General features: G+C 65.4%; 18 protein-coding genes. 12 read left to right on the forward strand and 6 right to left on the reverse strand.

Going from position 1 to position 18,959, the window contains the following annotated elements:
* Positions 1-44 precede the first annotated feature (44 nt).
* The 3 genes from HPT29_RS12290 to HPT29_RS12300 are packed head-to-tail and all read left to right on the forward strand — an operon-like array spanning position 45 to position 2,832.
* Positions 45-1,160, forward strand: coding sequence for a Ppx/GppA phosphatase family protein (locus tag HPT29_RS12290; RefSeq protein WP_210272489.1), 1,116 nt, complete (start codon positions 45-47; stop codon positions 1,158-1,160).
* Positions 1,157-1,855, forward strand: a complete 699-nt coding sequence (locus HPT29_RS12295) for an RlmE family RNA methyltransferase (RefSeq protein ID WP_173950411.1) — start codon at positions 1,157-1,159, stop codon at positions 1,853-1,855. The genes HPT29_RS12290 and HPT29_RS12295 overlap by 4 nt, the downstream gene beginning before the upstream one ends.
* A 41-nt stretch (positions 1,856-1,896) precedes the next feature.
* Positions 1,897-2,832, forward strand: coding sequence for a Gfo/Idh/MocA family protein (locus HPT29_RS12300; RefSeq protein ID WP_173950412.1), 936 nt, complete (start codon positions 1,897-1,899; stop codon positions 2,830-2,832).
* A 143-nt stretch (positions 2,833-2,975) separates the two neighbouring features.
* Here HPT29_RS12300 and HPT29_RS12305 read toward each other — a convergent pair whose 3' ends face one another.
* Complete coding sequence (locus HPT29_RS12305; protein ID WP_173950413.1) at positions 2,976-3,833, reverse strand: dienelactone hydrolase family protein; 858 nt, start codon at positions 3,831-3,833, stop codon at positions 2,976-2,978.
* Between the two features lie 63 nt (positions 3,834-3,896).
* A complete protein-coding gene (locus tag HPT29_RS12310) occupies positions 3,897-5,333 on the reverse strand; it encodes a DHA2 family efflux MFS transporter permease subunit (protein ID WP_173950414.1) in 1,437 nt (478 codons plus the stop codon).
* 175 nt (positions 5,334-5,508) lie between these two features.
* Here HPT29_RS12310 and guaB point away from each other — a divergent pair, with 175 nt between their 5' ends.
* The gene (guaB, locus tag HPT29_RS12315) at positions 5,509-7,002 is read left to right on the forward strand and encodes an IMP dehydrogenase (RefSeq protein WP_173950415.1); all 1,494 of its coding nucleotides are present in this window, start codon (positions 5,509-5,511) and stop codon (positions 7,000-7,002) included.
* 21 nt (positions 7,003-7,023) lie between these two features.
* Positions 7,024-7,455 carry an MAPEG family protein gene (locus HPT29_RS12320; RefSeq protein ID WP_173950416.1) on the forward strand — a complete coding sequence of 144 codons (432 nt, stop codon included), beginning with the start codon at positions 7,024-7,026 and terminating at the stop codon, positions 7,453-7,455.
* A gap of 43 nt (positions 7,456-7,498) precedes the next feature.
* Here the strand turns inward: HPT29_RS12320 and HPT29_RS12325 are convergent, their stop codons facing one another.
* Positions 7,499-7,648, reverse strand: coding sequence for a hypothetical protein (locus tag HPT29_RS12325; RefSeq protein WP_173950417.1), 150 nt, complete (start codon positions 7,646-7,648; stop codon positions 7,499-7,501).
* 122 nt (positions 7,649-7,770) lie between these two features.
* Between HPT29_RS12325 and HPT29_RS12330 the strand changes: the two genes are divergently transcribed.
* Genes HPT29_RS12330 through HPT29_RS12345 form a run of 4 tightly spaced genes read left to right on the forward strand, consistent with a single transcriptional unit; the run spans position 7,771 to position 11,794 of the window.
* Positions 7,771-9,069, forward strand: a complete 1,299-nt coding sequence (locus tag HPT29_RS12330; protein ID WP_173950418.1) for an RsmB/NOP family class I SAM-dependent RNA methyltransferase — start codon at positions 7,771-7,773, stop codon at positions 9,067-9,069.
* A 53-nt stretch (positions 9,070-9,122) separates the two neighbouring features.
* Complete coding sequence (gene guaA / locus HPT29_RS12335; RefSeq protein WP_173950419.1) at positions 9,123-10,679, forward strand: glutamine-hydrolyzing GMP synthase; 1,557 nt, start codon at positions 9,123-9,125, stop codon at positions 10,677-10,679.
* Between the two features lie 4 nt (positions 10,680-10,683).
* Complete coding sequence (locus HPT29_RS12340; protein WP_173950420.1) at positions 10,684-11,031, forward strand: ArsC family reductase; 348 nt, start codon at positions 10,684-10,686, stop codon at positions 11,029-11,031.
* 22 nt (positions 11,032-11,053) lie between these two features.
* On the forward strand, positions 11,054-11,794 hold the full coding sequence (locus tag HPT29_RS12345) for a hypothetical protein (RefSeq protein ID WP_173950421.1): 741 nt from the start codon (positions 11,054-11,056) through the stop codon (positions 11,792-11,794).
* 24 nt (positions 11,795-11,818) lie between these two features.
* Here HPT29_RS12345 and HPT29_RS12350 read toward each other — a convergent pair whose 3' ends face one another.
* From HPT29_RS12350 to HPT29_RS12360, 3 genes are all read right to left on the reverse strand, one after another.
* Complete coding sequence (locus tag HPT29_RS12350) at positions 11,819-13,225, reverse strand: sodium:proton antiporter (protein WP_173950422.1); 1,407 nt, start codon at positions 13,223-13,225, stop codon at positions 11,819-11,821.
* Between the two features lie 154 nt (positions 13,226-13,379).
* Entirely contained in the window at positions 13,380-15,275 is a 1,896-nt protein-coding gene (locus HPT29_RS12355) for a TRAP transporter large permease (protein WP_173950423.1), read from the reverse strand.
* A gap of 40 nt (positions 15,276-15,315) precedes the next feature.
* Positions 15,316-15,945 (reverse strand): TRAP transporter small permease subunit, encoded by a 630-nt coding sequence (locus tag HPT29_RS12360; RefSeq protein ID WP_173950424.1) that lies wholly within the window; start codon positions 15,943-15,945, stop codon positions 15,316-15,318.
* Between the two features lie 292 nt (positions 15,946-16,237).
* On the opposite strand from HPT29_RS12360, the gene HPT29_RS12365 reads away from it, so the two are divergent.
* From HPT29_RS12365 to der, 3 genes are all read left to right on the forward strand, one after another.
* Complete coding sequence (locus tag HPT29_RS12365; RefSeq protein WP_173950425.1) at positions 16,238-16,828, forward strand: NnrU family protein; 591 nt, start codon at positions 16,238-16,240, stop codon at positions 16,826-16,828.
* Between the two features lie 84 nt (positions 16,829-16,912).
* Positions 16,913-17,587: a tetratricopeptide repeat protein gene (locus HPT29_RS12370; protein WP_173950426.1), complete on the forward strand. Its 675-nt coding sequence runs from the start codon at positions 16,913-16,915 to the stop codon at positions 17,585-17,587.
* A 22-nt stretch (positions 17,588-17,609) separates the two neighbouring features.
* Positions 17,610-18,953 (forward strand): ribosome biogenesis GTPase Der, encoded by a 1,344-nt coding sequence (gene der / locus HPT29_RS12375; protein ID WP_173950427.1) that lies wholly within the window; start codon positions 17,610-17,612, stop codon positions 18,951-18,953.
* The last annotated feature ends 6 nt before the right edge of the window (positions 18,954-18,959 follow it).

The raw sequence follows: 18,959 nt of genomic DNA on the forward strand, positions 1-18,959 counted from the left end.
CTTGGTCAAATGCGGCGTCCGATCGGGATGCCCGGGGATTCGTTTTGACCGTCAAAGTGGACGCGACAGCAGAACCAGGAGACCGACATGCGGATCCGCTGAACGGGTCCGCAAACGGCGCCTCCTTGGTCGCGGAGCGTCCCGCGCCGACGCGGACGGATCCTCGCCGGCGGTCTTCCAAAAGCTATGCTGCGCTCGATCTCGGCACGAACAACTGCCGCCTTCTCATTGCGGAACCTGCACATTTCGGCTTTCGGGTTGTCGACGCGTTCTCCCGCCTCGTCCGGCTCGGCGAAGGTCTCGGCCTCGGCAACCGCCTTAGTGACGACGCGATTGCCCGCACGATCGACGCCCTGCGCGTGTGCCGTGAGAAGATGGCCGCGAAGGACGTCACGCGGGCGCGCCTCGTCGCCACGGAGGCCTGCCGTCTCGCCGAGAACGGGCCGTCCTTCATCGGCCGTGTGCGCGACGAACTCGACCTGGAGCTCGAGATCGTCGATCGCAAGACCGAAGCCTATCTGGCCGTGACCGGATGCGCATCCCTGGTCGATCCCAAGGCGCATTCCGTCATCATCTTCGACATCGGTGGTGGGTCGACGGAAATCGCCTGGCTCGACGGGCAGGCGCCGCACGCCTTCGCCGATCCCTGCAAGCGGATCCGCGCCTGGGACTCGCTCCCCGTGGGCGTGGTGACCCTGGCCGAGCGCTGGGGCGGCATCGATGTCACGCCCGAGACCTTCGAGGGAATGGTCGAGGAGGTGTCCGACCTTCTGCTCGATTTCGCCCTTGTGGCAGCACAGGCGGGACGGGCCCGCAATTTCCATCTTCTCGGGACCTCGGGAACCGTCACCACGGTCGGGGGCATTCATTTGGGACTCGCGCGCTACGACCGGCGCCGCGTGGACGGAATGTGGATGCGCAACGGCGAGATCTCGACAGTGATGCAGCGTTTGCTGCATTCGGATTTTACGCAGCGGGCAGAGAATCCCTGCATCGGCAAGGAGCGCGCCGATCTGGTTCTCGCGGGCTGCGCCATATTGGAAGCAATCCGCCGGGCTTTCCCGTCGGAGCGCCTGCGCATTGCGGATCGCGGATTGCGCGAAGGAATCCTGATGAAGATGATGCGAGAGGATTTCGTGTGGCGAGGGGGCCAGCGGTGAGCGCGAAAACGGGATCCGGGGCCCGCAATCTCAAGCAGCGCGTAAAAACCGCCCACAAGCGGACGCTCTCGTCTCAGAAGTGGCTCGAACGCCAGCTCAACGACCCTTATGTCGCGCGCGCCAAGCGCGAAGGTTATCGCTCGCGCGCGGCCTTCAAGCTGCTGGAGATCGACGAGAAGTATCATCTCCTCAAGCCCGGTCAGCGGATCGTCGACCTCGGTGCCGCGCCCGGCGGCTGGTCGCAGATCGCCGCCACGAAGGTCGGCCCGAAGGGCAAGGTGGTCGGCATCGATCTCCTGCCGATCGATCCCATGCCGGGGGTCGAGTTCATCCAGCTCGACTTCCTGGACGAGAGCGCTCCCGGCCGGCTGATCGAGATGCTCGGCGGTCCGGCCGACATCGTCATGTCCGACATGGCGGCCAATACAACCGGCCACAAGAAGACCGATCACCTGCGCATCATCGGCCTGGCGGAGGCCGCGATCTATTTCGCCCGCGAGATCCTGGCGCCGGGCGGCGCCTTCGTGGCCAAGGTGTTCCAGGGGGGCACCGAGAACCAGCTGCTGGCCGATCTCAAGCGCGACTTCGCCGTGGTGCGCCACGTGAAGCCGGCGGCGAGCCGAGCCGACTCGGCGGAACTCTACGTGATGGCGACCGGTTTCCGGGGGCGGGCCGACGAGACACCGGGCGCCTGACGGGGCTCGCCACGAGGCCTGATTTTGCAAAGGACACGACCATGGCAGCGCACCAGATCGGCATCATCGGCCTCGGCAAGATCGCGCAGGATCAGCATCTGCCGGTCATCAAGGCCAACCCGGACTTCGAACTCCTGGCGGTTGCGAGCCAGCGCGGGCTGCAGCCGGACGAGGCGAAATACAGCTTTCAGGATTACCGGGACCTCCTGAAGATCCCCGAGGTGGAGGCGGTGTCGATCTGCACGCCGCCTCAGGTCCGACACCAGATCGCCCGCGAGGCGCTTCTCGCCGGCAAGAGCGTGCTGCTCGAAAAACCGCCGGCCGCCACCTTGAGCGAGCTCGAGGATCTCAAGGAGCTCGCCGCCAAGGTGGGGAAGGTCGTGTTCACCACTTGGCACGCCCAGTACAACAAAGCCGTCGAGGAGGCCAAGAAGGCGCTCGCCGGCTGGACGATCAAGCGCCTTCTGGTGACCTGGAAGGAGGACGTGCGGCACTGGCATCCGGGCCAGCAATGGATCTGGCAGGCGGGCGGATTCGGCGTGTTCGATCCCGGGATCAACGCGCTCTCCATCGTCACCCGCATCATGCCCGAGCCGGTCTTCATCAAGGCATCGGAACTCGAATTTCCTGCCAACCGCGATGCGCCGATCGCCGCCCATCTGACGTTCTCCATGAGCCACGGACAAGGCGACCTGCAGGCGGTGTTCGACTGGCGCCAGACCGGGCCGCAGACCTGGGACATCGAGGTCGAGACGGAAGCGGGCCTGAACCTCAAACTCAGCCATGGCGGCAGCTGCCTGGAAATCGGCGGCCGGCAGGTGGTGCAGGAGGAGTCCGCGGAATACCAAGGAATCTACCGTCGCTTCGACGAATTGCTGAACGCCCGCCAGTCCGAGGTCGACGACGCTCCGTTCCGCCTCGTGGGCGACGCCTTTATGATCGGCAGGCGGGTTCAGGTCGAGCCGTTCCAGGATTAACTCCACGCCGTCATGGCCGGGCCTGTCCCGGCCATCCCGATGGGAGAAGCGTTGCGCCCTCCCGTAACGGGATCACCGGCACGAGGCCGGTGGTGACGAGGCAGGGAACCGCCCAATCCGAGCCGACGCTGCCGCGGCACCCCTCAAGCCAAAGTCTTCTTCAGGAACCCGATCGTCCGGCTCCAGGCAAGATCGGCGGCCTCCTTGTTGTAGCGGGCAGCGCCGGTGTCGTTGTTGAAGGCGTGGTTGGCGCCCTCGTAGACGTAGATCTCGTAGGTCTTGCCCGCCTGCTTCAGGGCTGCCTCGTAGGCCGGGATGCCGGCATTAATGCGCTCGTCCATCCCGCCGTAATGCAGCATCATGCCGGCATTGATCTTCGGCACGTCCTCCGCCTTGGGCTGCCCGCCGTAATAGGCAACGCCCGCATTGAGGTTCGGCTCGTTCACCGCCAGGTTGTTCACCGCGCCGCCGCCCCAGCAGAAGCCGATGGCTCCGACCTTGCCATTGCCGTCCGGACGTCCTTTCAGGTACGCGACCGCCGCCTTTCCGGAGGCGATCACGTCCGGCTGCTTCAACTGGCCGATCATCTCGCGGCCCTTGTCCTCGTCGGCCGGCGTTCCGCCCATGGGCGACAGATAGTCGAGGCCGAGCGCCACGAAGCCCTGGGTGGCGACGCGACGGGTCACGTCCTTGATGTGAGGGTTGAGGCCGCGGTTCTCATGGATGACGATCACGGTCGGCAGCTTGCCCGCACTGTCCTTCGGCCTGACAAGATAGCCCTTCAGCCCTGGAACGCCGGGGATATCCACGGTCTCCGTGGTGATCCGCGGATCGCTCTCCTCGACGGTCTGGGCCTTCGCGTAATTGCTCTGCAGGACCGACAGGAGGGTCGTCGCGGCGGCGGTGCTGCCGGCCAGCGCTGCGAGCTTGTCGAGAAAGTTGCGGCGGTTCATGCCGCCATGCGTGAAGTCGTCGTAGAGATCGATGATGCGTTGATCCATGCGGGCCTCCCGAAGCACCGGATTGGGCCGGTGCGTTTATTCCCAGCCGGAAGGTAGCGCGGCCTAGCGTCCCGACATACCGTCACCGAGGCCAGTGGAGGCAGGTTTTTCCTTCACAATCCTGTGTCCCGACATCTCGGCGCCGGCCGTCGGCGCGAGGCCGATGAAGACGAAGCCGGCTAGAGCCGACACGGTCGCGACGGCCCAGAACGCCGGGCCGAAATCGGCCGCCGTGATCGTAGCGTCACCGTCGAGGCTGGCCGCCGTCTCCAGCACGAAGGCCCCGAATGCGACGCCGATGCTCAGCGAAACCTGCTGGAGGGCGCTGGACAGGCTCGTGGCATAGCTCATCTCCCGGTTGGAGATCTCCGCATACCCGATGGCGTTGAGGCTGGTGAACTGGAGCGACCGGAAGCAGCCGCCGACCAGCAGGATGATCATGATCAGCCAGTGCGGCGTCTCCGGCGTGAAGAAGCCGTTGGCGGCGACGAAAGCCGCCCCGATGAAGGCGTTGATGATCAGAAGCCGGCGAAATCCCGTCCGCTCCAGGATGCGTTTCGCCATGGTCTTCATGAACAGGGCGCCGACCGCCGCGATGAAGGTGAGCGATCCGGATGCCAGGGGGCTGAGGCCGAAGCCCACCTGGAGCATCAGCGGCAGCAGGAACGGGATCGCCCCGATGCCGACCCGGAACAGGAACCCGCCGACCACGCTGATGCGGAAGGTCGGGATCTTCAGGAGGCCGAGATGCAGCACCGGGTACGGGGTGCGCTTGGCGTGGACGACGTAGAGGACGAGGCAGATCGCGCCGATCACCACACAGCCGGTCGAGATTTCGGCCGGAATGAGATGCCGGCCGCCCGAGGCGAAGCCGAGCATGAGCAGGGCGAACCCGAAGCCTGAGAGCAGGAAGCCGATCACGTCGAGCGGCGGCGTGTCCTCCTCCTTGATGTTCGGCACGTAGATCGTGGCCAGGACGATGCCGAGGATGCCGATCGGGATGTTGATGAAGAAGATCCACCGCCAGTCGAAATAGGTGGTGATGAAGCCGCCGAGCGGCGGGCCCACGATGGGGCCGACGAGGGCTGGGATCGTCAGGGTCGCGAGCGCCTGAACCACCTCGCTACGGGCGACGCTGCGCAGCAGAACGAGGCGCCCCACGGGAACCATCATGGCGCCGCCGGCCCCCTGGATGAACCGGGCGATCACGAACCATTCCAAGGAATTGGCGCCCGCGCAGGCAAGAGAGCCCGCCATGAACACCCCGATGGCCGCGGTGAAGATCGTCCGGGCCCCGTACTTGTCGGCCATCCAGCCGGAGATCGGGATGAAGATCGCAAGGCTCACCAGATAGGAGGTCAGAGCGAGCTTGAGGGCGATCGGGTCCGTCCCCAGGCTCTGCGCGATCATCGGCAGCGACGTGGAGATGACGGTCGAATCCGTGTTCTCCATGAACAGGGCGGTCGCGATGATCAGCGGGAGAAGGCGGGACGGACGCATGACTCGCAGGACTTAGCGTCCGGCAACCCCGTTGCAAAGGGCAAAAAGGCGCAGAGCAGGTCTACGGGGGAAGCGCCTCTTCGACCCTTTGCGAATTGACAAGCCCGTGCTACGGACCCGTGCCAACTCGCCAAAGCGTTATTCTCTCATATCCGCACCCTTGAAGGAGTTGGTCATGGCCTCTGTATTCGCCGATAAGTTCATCGAAGGACTGACCTTCGATGACGTACTCCTCCGGCCAGGCCGCTCCGAAGTCCTGCCCGGCGACGTGGACGTGGCGACCCGGCTGACCCGGACCATCCGCCTGAACATGCCGATCATCGCGTCCGCCATGGACACGGTCACGGAAGCCCGCATGGCCATCGCCATGGCCCAAAACGGCGGCCTCGGCGTAATCCACCGCAACCTGGAGCCGGAAGCCCAGGCCGAGCAGGTCCGCCTGGTCAAGCGCTACGAGTCGGGCATGGTGATGAACCCGATCACGATCCACCCGGACGAGACGCTGGCCGATGCCCTCGCAATGATGAAGCATCACGGCATCTCGGGCATCCCGGTGGTCGAGCGCGGACCGAACGGGACCAAGGGGAAGCTCGTCGGCATCCTGACCAACCGAGACGTGCGTTTCGCCAACAACCCTGGCCAGCCGATCTCCGAGCTGATGACCAAGGACCGCCTGATCACCGTTCGCGAGGGCGTGAGCCAGGATGAGGCGCGCCGCCTCCTGCACCAGTTCCGCATCGAGAAGCTCCTGGTCGTCGACGATCATTACCGCTGCATCGGCCTCATCACCGTGAAGGACATTGAGAAGCAGGTCGCCTATCCGAACGCCGCCAAGGACGCGCAGGGCCGTCTCCTCGTGGCCGCCGCCACCACGACCGGCGAGCAGGGCTTCGAGCGGGCCGAGCGCCTCATCGATGCGGGTTGCGACGTGGTCGTGGTCGACACCGCTCACGGCCATTCCGTCAAGGTGCTGGAGAGCGTCACCCGCGTGAAGAAGCTTTCCAACGCCGTCCAGGTCGTGGCCGGAAACGTCGCGACGCGGGAAGGGGCCCAGGCCCTGATCGACGCCGGCGCCGATGCGATCAAGGTCGGCATCGGGCCTGGCTCCATCTGCACCACCCGGATCGTGGCGGGCGTCGGTGTGCCCCAGCTCACCGCCATCATGGAGGCGGTCGAGGCGGCGTCCCAGGCGGATGTTCCGGTAATCGCCGACGGCGGTATCAAGTTCTCGGGCGACCTCGCCAAGGCGCTCGCAGCCGGCGCCTCCTGCGCCATGGTTGGCTCGCTGCTCGCCGGCACAGACGAGACCCCCGGCGAGGTGTTCCTCTACCAGGGCCGCTCCTACAAGTCCTACCGCGGCATGGGGTCGGTCGGAGCCATGGCCCGCGGCTCAGCGGACCGCTACTTCCAGGCCGAAGTGCGCGATACCCTCAAGCTCGTTCCGGAGGGCATCGAGGGCCAGGTTGCCTATAAGGGCCCGGTCTCGGCGGTGCTGCACCAGCTTACCGGCGGCCTGCGCGCTTCCATGGGCTATGTCGGGGCCGCGACCCTGCCGGAGTTCCAGGAGAAGGCCCGCTTCATCCGCATCACGAGCGCGGGCTTGCGCGAGAGCCACGTTCACGACGTGACGATAACGAGGGAAAGCCCTAATTACCCGACTCGCAGCTAAGCTTCAGCCGAGCGAGTGTCCATGAGCATCAGTTCCGTCATCCTGCCCGTCCTCGTCCAGGTCGGGCTCACCTTCCTGCTCCTTCTCTGGCTCGGACGGTCCCGGGTCGGGCATCTGCGCTCCGGGGAGGTGCAGGTGAAGGACATCGCTCTGGGCGAGCGCAACTGGCCGAGCCGCATCCTGCAGATCCAGAACTCGTATCACAACCAGTTCGAGCTTCCGGTCCTGTTCTACGTGCTGGTGACGCTGGCGCTCATCACCCGCAAGGCCGACATGCTGTTCGTGGTCATGTCCTGGATGTTCGTGACGAGCCGTCTGGTTCACGCGGCCATCCACACGACGTCGAACAAACTCTCCCATCGGTTCATGGCCTTCGTAGTCGGCGTGCTGATCCTCGCCGCCATGTGGGTCATCTTCGGCATCCGCATCTTCGCGGCGGAAGCCGGCATTTGAACGAGCGGACGGGATGGGCGCAACGCCCATCCCGCTGATCGCATCAGTACTTCCGGCCGCTCTCGAGCTGGGTCTTGGCGTCCATCGCCTTGGCGGGAGGCGGGGTGAGATCGGCGGCCGGGGCCGTTGCGCAGGCGGCGATCGTCAGGGTCAGGCCGGCGGCGATCAGGCCGCGGGTCAGTCGGGTCAACATCGAGAGTGGCTCCAAACAGGAATCGTGCGGAATGCACGCATCCTCACCATCTACTCTCGATGGAGACGAAAAACAGGTAACAATGTGTCGTTTATACGGCCAAGCTTGGATGTGCTCTTTCGATGACACCAGCCGCCCGCATCTCCGCCGCCATCGAGGTTCTGGCCGATATCGAGGCCCGTCGCCGGCCGGCTACGGACGCCCTCAAGGATTGGGGCCTGTCCCATCGCTTCGCCGGCTCCAAGGACCGGGCCGCCATCGCGAGCCTCGTCTACGATGCCTTGCGCCGGAAGGCCTCCGCGGCTTGGATCATGGGAGAGACGACGCCCCGGGCCATCGTCCTCGGCATGTTGAGGCTTCAGCGCGGCCTTGATCCCGCGGCCGTGGCGGCTCTGTGTTCCGGCGAGCGTTTCGCCCCCGAACCCTTGACCGCCGATGAGAGCGTCAGACTCGAAAGCGCCGACCTCGGCGGTGCGCCGGCCGCTGTGGCGGGCGACTTCCCGGACTGGATCGAGCTCTCGCTGCAGCGCGTGTTCGGGGAGGACCTCATATCCGAGATGAGGGCGCTCACCGCCCGGGCCCCACTCGATCTGCGGGTGAACACCTTGAAGGTCTCCTCCCGGGAGGAGGCGCACGACGCCCTCCCGCATCTCGGCGCCGTCGAGACCCCGCTCTCGCCCCTGGGCCTGCGCATCGCACCGGGCGAGGACGGGCGCGGCCCCGCCGTGCAGTCCGAACCGGAGTTCCGGAAGGGCTGGATCGAGATCCAGGACGAGGGCTCGCAACTCGTCGCGCTGCTCGCAGGAGTCAAGCCCGGCGAGCAGGTGGTCGATCTCTGCGCCGGTGGCGGCGGCAAGACCCTGGCGCTCGCGGCCATGATGGAGAACCACGGCCAGATCTACGCCACCGACAACGATGCCCGCCGTCTCGCGCCGATCCACGACCGGCTCGCCCGTGCGGGTGTCCGCAACGTGCAGGTCCGCACCCCGCGAGCCAAGGCCGATGCGGTGACCGATCTCGACGGGAAGATCGACTGCGTGGTGGTGGACGCGCCCTGCACAGGCGTCGGCACTTGGCGGCGCAACCCCGATGCCAAATGGCGCCTGCGCCCCGGCAGCCTGGATGTGCGGCGCAAGGAGCAGGAAGCGGTCCTCGACCGGGCGGCACGGCTCGTCAGGCCCGGCGGACGCATCGTCTACATCACCTGCTCGATCCTGCCGGAGGAGAACGACGATGCCCTGGCGGCGTTCATGGAGCGCCACGACGGGTTCACGCCTCTGCCGCTGACCAAGATCCTGGACGCCTCGCGGCTCGGCCATATCGAGAAGGCCGTGCGCGCGACCGCCCATGGGCTCCAGCTGACGCCGCTCAGGACCGGGACGGACGGCTTCTATGCTGCGATCCTGGTGCGAAACCCATGAAAAGCCTCATATTTGAATTGTCGTCACGACCCGGAAAGCCGTAAGAACCCGCCATGACCCAGACCCACGACAAGATCCTCATCGTCGATTTCGGCTCCCAGGTGACCCAGCTCATCGCACGGCGCGTGCGCGAGGATGGTGTCTACTCGGAGGTGGTGCCGTTCCAGAAGGCCGCCGAGGCGATCCGGACCATGAAGCCGAAGGGCGTGATCCTCTCGGGCGGACCGGAATCGGTCACGTCGGACATGTCGCCCCGGGCCCCTCAGGAGCTGTTCGACACCGACCTTCCGGTTTTCGGCATCTGCTATGGCCAGCAGACCATGGCGGCGCAGCTCGGCGGCGAGGTCGAGAGCGGGCACCATTCAGAATTCGGCCGCGCCGAGGTCGAGGTGCTCACCGAGAGCCCGCTGTTCCAGGGTGTGTGGCAGGTCGGCAAGAAATATCCTGTCTGGATGAGCCACGGCGACCGGGTCACCAGGCTTCCCGAAGGCTTCGAGGTCCTGGCGGCCTCCGAGAACGCACCTTTCGCGGTTGTGGCCGACGAGGGGCACAGGTTCTACGGCGTCCAGTTCCATCCCGAGGTGGTGCACACGCCCCAGGGAGCCCAGCTCATCCGCAACTTCGTGCGCGACATCGCGGGCTGCAAGGGCGACTGGACCATGAAGGCCTTCCGCGAGGAGGCGATCGAGCGCATCCGCGCCCAGGTCGGCACCGGCCGGGTGATCTGCGGCCTGTCCGGGGGCGTCGATTCCGCCGTCGCGGCGGTGCTGATCCACGAGGCCATCGGCGACCAGCTCACCTGCGTGTTCGTCGATCACGGCCTGCTGCGCGCGTCGGAAGCGGAGCAGGTGGTGACGCTCTTCCGCGACCACTACAACATCCCGCTCGTCCACGTGCAGGCACAGGATCTCTTCATCGGAGCCCTGGAAGGTGTGTCGGACCCCGAGGTCAAGCGCAAGACCATCGGCCGGCTCTTCATCGACGTGTTCGACGAGGAGGCGAAGAAGATCGGGGGAGCCGACTTCCTGGCGCAGGGCACGCTCTACCCGGACGTGATCGAGAGCGTATCCTTCACCGGCGGCCCCTCGGTCACGATCAAGAGCCACCACAATGTCGGCGGCCTGCCCGAGCGCATGAAGATGAAGCTCGTGGAGCCGCTGCGCGAACTGTTCAAGGACGAGGTGAGGGTGCTCGGCCGCGAGCTCGGCCTGCCCGACGCCTTCGTGGGCCGGCACCCGTTCCCGGGTCCGGGCCTTGCCATCCGGGTTCCCGGCGAGATCACCCGTGAGAAGCTCGACATCCTGCGCAAGGCCGATGCGATCTATCTCGAAGAAATCCGCAATGCCGGCCTCTACGACCAGATCTGGCAAGCCTTCGCGGTGCTGCTGCCGGTGAAGACCGTGGGTGTCATGGGTGATGCGCGTACCTATGACCACGTCTGCGCGCTGCGCGCCGTCACATCCATCGACGGCATGACGGCGGATTTCTACCCGTTCGACATGGGCTTCCTCGGCCGGGTCGCGACCCGGATCATCAACGAGGTAAAGGGCATCAACCGCGTCACCTACGACATCACCTCGAAGCCGCCCGGCACCATCGAGTGGGAGTGAGCCGATGGCGACGACCCTTTACGGCATCAGGAACTGCGACACGGTGAAGAAGGCGCGCGCTTGGCTCGAGGGCAGAGGCTTGCCTTACGCCTTCCACGACTACAAGGCGGAAGGCATCGACCGGGCACGGCTCGAATCCTGGGTGTCCCAGGTGGGCTGGGAGTCGCTTCTCAACCGGGCCGGCACCACGTTCCGCAAGCTCCCGGAGTCCGACAAGGCGAACCTCGAACGGACCAAGGCGATCGCGCTCATGCTCGACCAGCCATCGATGATCAAGCGCCCGGTGCTCGACCATGGCGGGCGGGTCGTCGTCGGCTTCAAGCCGGAACTCTACGCGGAACAGATCGGGTAGCGGCGTTCCTGAGGGAGGTGTCATGATCCGAAGGCGCGGGAAGAGGATCGCGGCGGCCGTGCTTCTAGGGGCCGCCTGGGCCGGTCCTGCCCTGGCCGAGAGCGCCGGATGTTTCCACTTCGGCTACGATCTCAAGGACCTCGAGGCGAACCGGGACGTCTACCTCGGGCGGATCAACACTCTCGCGCCGCGAGTGAATTTCGTGAAGCGTGACGTGTTTCAGAAGGGCTGCCCCAACAGCAGCGCCGCCTGCAGGGACAAGCCCTACCTCGTTCCCGGCGACGAGGTGGTGATCTCGGGCGGCAACGGCGATTTTCTGTGCGCCAGCTATGCCGGCCGGAACGGCGCCGTGACCGACGGCCGGCTGCCGCGCGCTGCGGTGTCGGTCGTGCCGGGGGAACCCGTCGCAGCGCCACAGGGCTGGCTTGGAACATGGCAGAGCGGACCCGAGCAGACGATCGCGATCGGATCAGGCGCGCAAGGGACGCTGACGATCAAGGGTAATGCCACCTGGGGAGCGTCCGATCCCGGCCGAGTCGCGCGCGGCGCCGTCAATATCGGTGAACTCGACGGGGAGGCGCCGGTGCGCGGCCTGATCCTCTCCTTCGGCATGGGAGAGGACGGCCCCCTGCCATACGACGAAGCCGACGAAGCGGATTGCCGGGTCCAGCTTCTCCGTCTCGGCTCCTACCTGCTCGTGAGAGACAACGCCATGTGCGGCGGCCACAACGTCACCTTCACGGGGATCTACCGGCGGCAATAGCCGAGCGGCCCACACCGGCGATGCTCACCCCCTGAAGAACAGCAGCGTCAGGAGCAGGAAAGTCGGAATCAGGATGGCGCCCGACCAGAGCAGATAACCGAAGAAGCTTGGCATCTTTACCCCGCCTTCTCGGGCGATCGCATAGACCATGAAGTTGGGCGCATTACCGATATAGGAGTTCGCGCCCATGAACACCGCACCGGCCGAGATTGCCGAGAGCGTCAGCGCCCCAGTGGTCATGAGCCGCTGGGGATCGCCGCCGGCCAGTTCGAAGAACACCAGATAGGTCGGGGCATTGTCCAGGAACGAAGAGAGTCCGCCGGACAGCCAGAAATAAGCAGCGTTGTTGGCGCTGCCGTCCGGGTTGGTCACGAGCGCGACGAGTGGTGCGAAAGCCCCATTCGCGCCGGCCTTGAGCATGGCGAGCACCGGAATGATCGCGATGAAGATGCCGGCGAAGAGCTTTGCCACCTCCAGGATCGGCCCCCAGGAGAAGCCGTTCTCGATCCGGTTCGCCTTCGACGTCGTCTTCAGGGAGATGACCGTCACGACGACCATGATGAGGTCGCGCAGGGCATTGGCGAACTCGATCTCCACGCCGAGCACGGTCGTGCGGCCGAGGTCGGCGGTGGCGCTCATCAGGATCGCCGCAATGATAATGAAAATCAGGAGGAAGTTGATGCCGCCCGTGACCCGTACGGGATTGTCCGGCGTCGGATCGGGGCGGACGCGGCCTTCCTTTCGATAGACCACGAGATCGATCACGAAGAACAGGGCGAGGAGGAAGAGGCTGGCGAACAGGGTCTCCGGCAGCAGGTGCCTGGTGGTCCAGAAGAAGTCGACCCCGCGCAGGAAACCCAGGAACAGCGGCGGGTCGCCGAGCGGCGTGAGCGAGCCGCCGATGTTCGACACCAGGAAGATGAAGAACACGATCACGTGGACGTTGTGCCGTCGGTCGTCGTTGGCGCGCATGATCGGGCGGATCATCACCATGGAGGCGCCGGTCGTGCCGATGAAGCTCGCCAGAACGGTGCCAAGGCCCAGGAGCATCGTGTTGGTGCCCGGTGCCCCGTGGATGTTGCCGCGCACGAGAATGCCGCCCGCGACCGTGAACAGCGCCAGCAGGAGGAGGATGAAGGGAATGTACTCGAGCAGGGCCGTGTGGGCGAGGGCGTGGATTGCCGCCGTGGGCCCGAAGACCATCCCCATGGGGATCAGCACCAGGAGGCCCCAGGCGGCAGCGATCTTGCCTTGGTGGTGTTCCCAGACATGGGGTGCGATAAGCGGAAACAGCGCGATGGAGAGAAGGATGCCGGCGAAAGGCAGTGCCCAGGCGAAGCCGAGGCTCGCCCCGTTGAACTCGGCCGCAAAGGCCGCCTGTGGCAGGAGGGTGAACACGCCGGTCAGCGCCAGGCTCGTGGTGCGAAGCATATCCTCGGTTTCCCCTCAAGCGCCGCTTGGACCGGCGTGTTTCTTCTCGGCCGCGCCGTGGTTTTATGGGACGGGCGAACGGTCCGCAACGGTTTGCCCGCTACCAAAAAGGCGGGCTTCGGAGCCCGCCTTTGTTGTTTGAACGAAGCGCCCGTTATTGGATCTTCGGCGGCTCGTCGAAGTTCAGGCCGGGCAGGCCGCCTGGTTCGCTTCCGGGAGCGCCGAGGCCTGGGACCAGGAGCTCGTCGAGCTTCTGCTGCACCGCCGCCGGATCGACCGCGGGACCGGCCGCCTTGTAGTGCGTGACGAGGCCCGGAAAGGCGATCACGATAGCCACCATGATCAGCTGGATGACCACGAAGGGAACGGCGCCCCAGTAGATCTGACCCGTGGTCACGGGATCCATCTTCCGCCCCGTCACGCGGTCGATATACGGCACCTTCGGAGCCACCGATCGCAGGAAGAAGAGCGCGAAGCCGAACGGCGGATGCATGAACGAAGTCTGCATGTTCACGGCCAGGATGACGCCGAACCAGATCAGGTCGATCCCGAGCTTGTCGGCCGCGGGCCCGAGAAGCGGGATGATGATGAAGGCGAGCTCGAAGTAGTCGAGGAAGAAGGCCAGGAAGAACACCAGCACGTTCACGAAGACCAGGAAGCCGACCTGACCGCCCGGCAGCGAGGTGAGCAGGTGCTCGACCCAGATGTGGCCGTTCACGCCATAGAAGGTGAGCGAGAACACGCGCGCACCGATCAGGATGAACAGCACGAAGGCCGAGAGCTTCGCGGTGGCCTCCGTGGCCTGACGGACCAGAGTCCAGTTGAAGCGGGCAGGGTTGTTGTCGAGCTTGCGCTTGACGGCGGCCAGGATCACCGAGCCCAGAGCGCCCATGGCGCCGCCTTCGGTCGGTGTCGCAAGGCCGATGAAGATGGTGCCCAGCACCAGGAAGATGAGCAGGAGCGGGGGCACCATCACGAAGGTGACCTGCTGGGCCATGTTCGACATGAGGCGAAGGCCGGTGAAGCGCTCGACGATGCCGACGATCAGCGCATAGATCACACCGGCCAGAATCATTTCGAAGGTCAGGGCGAGGTTTTCATGGCCCTGACTGTGGAGATAGGCGTAAATGCCTGCCAGAAGGGCCGCGAGGATGACCGAAACCACGATCCTCTTGGCGCCCAGCATCCTGTTCATGAGCGCGCAGATCAACGCCACGACGGTCGCCACGCAGATCGTCAGGATCACGAAGTCGGCGCCGGCCTTGGTTCCGGTCTGCGACAGGACGTAATAGCCGACGAGCCCCGAGAACACGACCAGGATACCCAGCTGCCACACACCGCGCGCACCATCGGGCTCGCGGTAGCCGATCGCCTCCGGGGGCAGGCCCGGGGCTGATTTCGGGTACACGATCGACATGAACATGACGTATCCGGCGTATAGCGCAGTCAGGATCAGGCCGGGCAGGAACGCGCCCTCGTACATGTCGCCCACCGAGCGACCGAGCTGGTCGGCCATGACGATCAGCACCAGCGATGGCGGGATGATCTGGGCGAGGGTACCGGAAGCCGCGATCACGCCCGAGGCAAGACGGCGGTCATAGCCGTAGCGCAGCATGATCGGCAGGGAGATCAGGCCCATCGAGATCACCGAGGCCGCGACGACGCCCGTGGTGGCGGCCAGCAGCGCACCCACGAAGATCACCGCATAGGCGAGCCCGCCGCGCACGGGGCCGAAAAGCTGGCCGATCGTGTCGAGCAGGTCCTCCGCCATTCCGGACCGTTCGAGCACCAATCCCATGAAGGTGAAGAACGGGATCGCCAGCAGCACCTCGTTGGACATGGTGCCGAAGATGCGGTCGGGCAGCGCCTGGAGGAGCGGCCAGGACAGGGTGATGGTCTCCGGCGCGTAGGGAGCGAGCTCGACGGCGATGAAGAAGAACAGAAGGCCGTTCGCCGCAAGGGCGAAAGCGACCGGATAGCCGAGCAGGAGGAAGACCACGAGCGCCGCGAACATGATCGGCGCGAGGTTCTGGGCAATCAATGCAGCCATTGACGGGAACTCCGGAAAACTGTGACTTGGCGCCTGAAGATCAGCTCACGCCATCGCCGGGCGGCGTGCCGCCCTTGCCGGGCGTATTGACGGTGCCGATTTCCTGAATCAGGCGCTCGGCCTCCGCTTCGGCACTGTGATGGCCGGCGCTGTCGTGCTCGTCCACGAGCTCGCCCCTCATGATCGCCACCCGCTTGATCAGCTCGCTCATCCATTGGAAGAACATCGAGATGAAGCCGAGCAGGATGAGCCCCTTGGCCGGCCAGATCAGCAGGCCGCCGGCATTGGACGAGACCTCGCCGGAGCGGTAGGAATTCAGAAAGAACGGGGTGCACAGCCAGAGCAGCAGCGCCACGAAGGGAAACAGGAAGAACAGGTGCCCGAAGATGTCGATCCCGTCGCGGGCGCGCTTGGAGAGCCGGCTCGAGACGATGTCGATGCGGATGTGCTCGTTCGCCTTCAGGGTCCAGGCCGCGCAGAGCATGAACACGGCGCCGAACAGGTACCATTGCAGTTCGAGCCAGGCGTTGGACGAGACGCCGAAGATGCGTCGGATGATGGCATTGATCGCGGAAACCAGGACGGCCGCCACGATGGCCCAGGCGGCGATCTTGCCGACGCGCTCGTTGATCGAGTCGATGACACGGGATAGCCCAAGAAGTGCCGTCACCTGTCTCCCCCTTGAAATCTGTTGAGATATTGCGGCCTAGCTATCGGACTTGGGGCGGCGTCGCTAGTGCCGATTTAGTCTAAAGCAAGGTTTGACGCGTCCGTAGCGGAGAAATTTTCAGGCTGCAAGCGGCCACCTTGTTAAAAGTTTAGGCAGTCCAAGGGTTTGATGATGATAGGAAACTTGCGGGTTCCCCTGCCGGGCTTTTCGTCCCATGGCGGTCGTCCCGTGCCTTCGGCTTGGTTTTCCCTGACTGGAATGGCTATAAGTTCCTAGAACCCGGAGACCTCCTGTGACGCTGCTGATCCTTGGCCTTGTGATCTTTCTTGGCATGCACGCCTTCAGCATGGCACGAGGCGCGCGGGCTGCCCTGATCGCCAGGATCGGGGAGGGCCCGTACAAGGGCCTCTACTCCCTCGTTTCCCTGGCCGGCATCGTGCTGATCTCGGTTGGCTATGGTCAATATCGCGCGGGCGGGTACGTCCCGGTCTGGGATCCGCCGGTCTGGACCCGCCATCTCGCCCTGCTCCTTGTCTGGGTGGCCTTCGTCTGCTTCGTCGCGGCCTATCTCCCGGGGCGCATCAAGCGGGGACTGAAGCATCCCATGCTCGTGGGCGTGAAAATCTGGGCTCTGGCGCATCTTCTCGCCAACGGGGATCTCGGGTCGATCCTGCTCTTCGGCTCCATCCTGGCCTGGGCAGTGCTGGCCCGCATCAGCGTCAAGCGCCGGGATGTGGCGGCCCAGCACGGAGGCACGGCGACCCCGGCCGGATGGCGCAACGACGTTCTGGCGGTGGTGATCGGCACGGCGGTGTATCTGGCGTTCGTGTTCTGGCTCCATCCCTGGCTGATCGGGGTTCCGGTCCTGCCCATGCGGGCATGAAGCCTCTCGCCTTGTGCGACCGTCTATGTTAGGCGACCTCCTTCGATTGCAGGAGGCGGCTGCCCGAGCCGCATGAGAGACACGATGGCCCCGAACGACGAGTTCATTCGCGAAGTCGATGAGGAATACCGCCGCGACCGGATCGCCCAGATCTGGCAGCGCTACAACGGAATCATCATCGCGGTCGTGGTTTTGATCGTGGCGGGCGTCGGTGGCTGGCGCTTCTGGCAGCACACGCAGGAAACCCGCGCCCAGGAAGCGGCCGTGCGCTACGAGGAGGCCCTGCGCCTCTCGTCGGAGGACAAGGGACAGGAATCCCAGGCCGCCTTCGAGAACGTCGTGAAGGAAGACGGCGCGACCGGCTACGCCATGCTGGCCCGCTTCCGCTTGGCTGCCGAGCTGGGGCAGCAGAACGCCGAGAACGGCGCCTCCGCGTTCGACGCGCTCGCCAACGAGGCGTCCGTTCCGCCGCTGTGGAAGGATCTTGCGCGCCTGCGCGCCGCATGGCTACGCATCGACAGCGCCGAACCGGCGCGCCTGCGTCAGGCGGTGGAGCCGCTGGCGGCTCCGTCCAACGCCTGGCGTCATTCGGCCAGGGAACTCTTGGGATTATCCGGTCTTAAGGCCGGTGATATGGATTATGCGGGTCGATGGTTCGACCAGATCGCCGCCGATCGCGAGACGCCCTCTTCCCTGAGACAGCGGCTCGCAGTCTACACCGCCCTCGTGGCGGGCGGTCCGGTCCAGGCGACCCAGTAAGACCAGCAGGATAGGACAGGACATGACGGCGACCGTCGCCATTGTCGGGCGGCCGAATGTCGGCAAATCGACTCTCTTCAACCGGCTTGTCGGCAAGAAGCTGGCGCTCGTGGACGATCGGCCGGGCGTGACCCGCGACCGGCGCGAGGGCGAGGCCAAGCTCGGCGATCTGGAGTTCCGCATCATCGACACGGCGGGCCTCGAAGAGGCCACCGAGGAATCGCTCCTGGGCCGCATGCGTGCGCAGACCGAGGCGGCCATTGCCGATGCCGACGTCATTCTCTTCGTGATCGATGCCCGGGCGGGCATTCTTCCGGCCGACCGGCCGTTCGCCGAAATGGTCCGCCGCTCCGGCAAGCCCGTGATCCTCATTGCCAACAAGGCCGAGGGCTCGGGCGGCATGGCGGGCGCTTACGAGGCGTTCGGACTGGGGCTCGGGGAGCCTGTTCCCCTGTCCGCCGAGCACGGCGAAGGCATGGCCGACCTGTTCGAGGCCCTGATGCCTCACTTCCCCCACCCGGACGACGCCGAGGAGGAGGACGACCCTAACAAGCCGCTCCAGGTCGCCATCGTGGGCCGGCCGAATGCCGGGAAATCGACCCTCATCAACCGGATGGTCGGCGAGGAACGCCTGCTCACCGGCCCAGAGGCCGGCATCACCCGCGATTCAATATCCCTGGACTGGGAATGGCGCGGGCGTCCGATCAAGCTGTTCGACACGGCGGGCCTGAGGAAGCGCGCCCGGGTCGAGGACAAGCTCGAGAAGCTGTCCGTGGCCGATGCGCTGCGCGCCGTTCGCTTCGCTGAGGTCGTGGTCGTTCTGCTCGACGCCACGATCCCGTTCGAGAAACAGGACCTCTCCATTGTCGACTTGGTGGAGCAGGAGGGCCGCGCCCTCGTGATCGGCCTCAACAAGTGGGATCTCGTCGCCGACCAGCAGGGTCTCCTGAAGGATTTAAAGGAGAAGGCCACGCGCCTCCTGCCGCAGGTGCGCGGCGCGCCCGTGGTGCCGCTCTCGGGGCTGGCCGGCAGCGGCATCGATCCGTTGATGAAGGCAGTCCTCCAGGTCTACCAGACATGGAACACGCGCATTTCGACCGCGCGGCTCAACCAGTGGCTCGGCGAGGCTCTGGAAGCCAACCCGCCCCCCGCTGTGTCGGGTCGTCGCATCAAGATCCGCTACATGACCCAGGTGAAATCGCGGCCGCCCCATTTCGCCGTCTTCGGCAACCAGCTCGACGCCCTGCCGAAGAGCTACACCCGATACCTGGTCAACGGCCTGCGCGAGGCCTTCGAACTGCCGGGAACGCCGATCCGCGTCTCGCTGCGCATGGGACAGAACCCATTCGACAAGGAGCGGAAGTAGGCCAGG

This window comes from Microvirga terrae (genome assembly GCF_013307435.2).
In the GTDB taxonomy this organism is placed as follows: Bacteria; Pseudomonadota; Alphaproteobacteria; order Rhizobiales; family Beijerinckiaceae; genus Microvirga; species Microvirga terrae.